Origin of the sequence: Novosphingobium sp. B-7 (genome assembly GCF_000410615.1) — a bacterium.
Taxonomy (GTDB): Bacteria; Pseudomonadota; Alphaproteobacteria; order Sphingomonadales; family Sphingomonadaceae; genus Novosphingobium; species Novosphingobium capsulatum.
The window spans coordinates 1-1,888 of sequence record NZ_APCQ01000228.1 but is presented as its reverse complement, the minus strand read 5'-3'; the positions used below and the strand labels follow the sequence as shown (position 1 = coordinate 1,888).

Genomic DNA, 1,888 nt, shown 5'->3' with positions numbered 1-1,888 from the left:
CCCCGGCGGCGTGACCCGCGGCGAAGCCCGCGCGCTCGATGAAGCCGCCACCATGCTCGACAGCCGCCCGGCCCCGCCGCCGCTGGTCGATGCCACCGTACCGGCCGGCGCGGCATCAGCGACGCCTTAGGAAGATGTTTCGCGCAGAGGCGCTGAGGCGCAGAGAGAATGGAATCTCTGCGCCTCAGCGCCTCTGCGCGAACAAAAAATCGCCCGTTTGCGTACGTTCGCGCATTTTGCGCAAGCAGAACAGCTGGACCCCGGATCAAGTCCGGGGTGACGACAAAATATAGATGAAGTAAAAACTCATCGTCACCCCGGACTTGATCCGGGGTCCAGCTTGATAACTTGCACCTTGGCTGCCGTCATCGCGCCAGATGCAGCGCACCACCGATCTCGCCCCGCCTCAGAGCGGATCATCTGGCGGGCAAATCGCTTAAACCTCCAGCGAGCAACCGCCGCAATCGTCGGTTTCCACCTGTATCGTGGTGTGGCCGATGCCGAAATCATGCTCCAGATCGTGGGCCACATGCGCCAGGAACCCGTCGCCCGGGTGGCCCTGCGGCATGATCAGGTGCGCGGTGAGCGCGGTTTCGGTGGTGCTCATCGGCCAGATATGCAGATCGTGCACCCGCGCCACGCCCGGCATGGCGGCCAGCGCGGCACTGACCTTGTTCGGATCGATCCCCGGCGGCACAGCCTGAAGCCCCAGCTTGAGCGAGTCGCGCGCCAGGCCCCAGGTGCCCACGGCAATCACCACCACGATGACCAGGCTGGTCAGCGGGTCGATCCAGGTCCACCCGGTCATCGCCATGGCGAGGCCGGCGAGCACGACGCCTGCTGAAACCGCCGCATCGGCGGCCATGTGCAGATAGGCGCCGCGCAAGTTGATGTCGTGCTTGCTGCCACGCATGAACAGCAGGGCGGTGAACGTGTTGATGACGATGCCGATCGCCGCGACGATCATCACCGGGCCGGGCGACACCGCCTCTGGCTCCATCAGGCGGCGCACGCTTTCCACCAAGATCGCGCCCAGCGCCACCAGCAGCAGCGCGGCGTTGCCGAGCGCGGCCAGGATCGAGCTGGACTTGAAGCCATAAGTGAAGCGGCCCTGCGGCGGCCGCGCCGAGAGCACGCTGGCGCCCCAGGCCATGAACAGGCTCAGCACGTCGGACAGGTTGTGCCCGGCATCGGCAACCAGCGCCATCGACCCGCTGACGATGCCATAGCCACCCTCGACCACCACGAACGCGGTGTTGAGCGCAATCCCCAGGGCAAAGGCGCGGCCGAAACTGGCCGGCGCATGGCTGTGCCCTGGGCCATGGTGGTGGCCGTGGTCGTGCCCATGGTCATGAGCATGGGCGTGGTGGTGATCGTGGTGATGGCCGGCAGACATGGCGCCGGCTTAGCCACAAAAATCGCGCCGGCAAAATGAATTGCCGGCCATTTGCATCACCCTTGGCGCCACCGCGCGGCAAAGAACCCGTCGATCCCGCCTTCGCTTGCCAGCATGCCCGGGTCGCTGCGCAGCCATCCCTCGGGCGTAGGCGCGATACCGGCGGGCAATTCGCCGTTCTGGATCGGCGCCGGATCGAGACCGGCAAAAGCGGCGCCCTGAGCTTCGCCCTCTGCCGGTTCGAGCGAGCAGGTGGCATAGACCAGCGTGCCGCCCGGCCGCAGCCAGGCAGCGCTGCGGGCCAGCATCTGCGCCTGCAACTGGGTCAATTCATCCATCGCGGCCAGGCGATGCAGCACATCGGGATGGCGGCGGCAGGTGCCCGTGGCGCTGCACGGCGCATCGAGCAGCACGGCATCGAACGGTTCATCGGGCTGCCATTTCAGCGCATCGGCCTGCACCACCGTGGCCGTCAGGCTGGTGCGCGCCAGG

General features: G+C 66.8%; 1 protein-coding gene and 1 pseudogene. Both read right to left on the bottom strand.

What is annotated here, in order from left to right; all coding sequences use genetic code 11:
- Positions 1-436 precede the first annotated feature (436 nt).
- Positions 437-1,396, bottom strand: coding sequence for a cation diffusion facilitator family transporter (locus H926_RS0102330; RefSeq protein ID WP_022674868.1), 960 nt, complete (start codon positions 1,394-1,396; stop codon positions 437-439).
- 56 nt (positions 1,397-1,452) lie between these two features.
- Positions 1,453-1,888 (bottom strand): annotated as a pseudogene (locus H926_RS0102325) (SAM-dependent methyltransferase); the annotation flags it as partial.

Coding starts and splice junctions, on each gene's coding strand:
- H926_RS0102330 (WP_022674868.1), bottom strand. CDS start 1,396: ATGTCTGCCGGCCATCACCACGATCACCACCACGCCCATGCTCATGAC.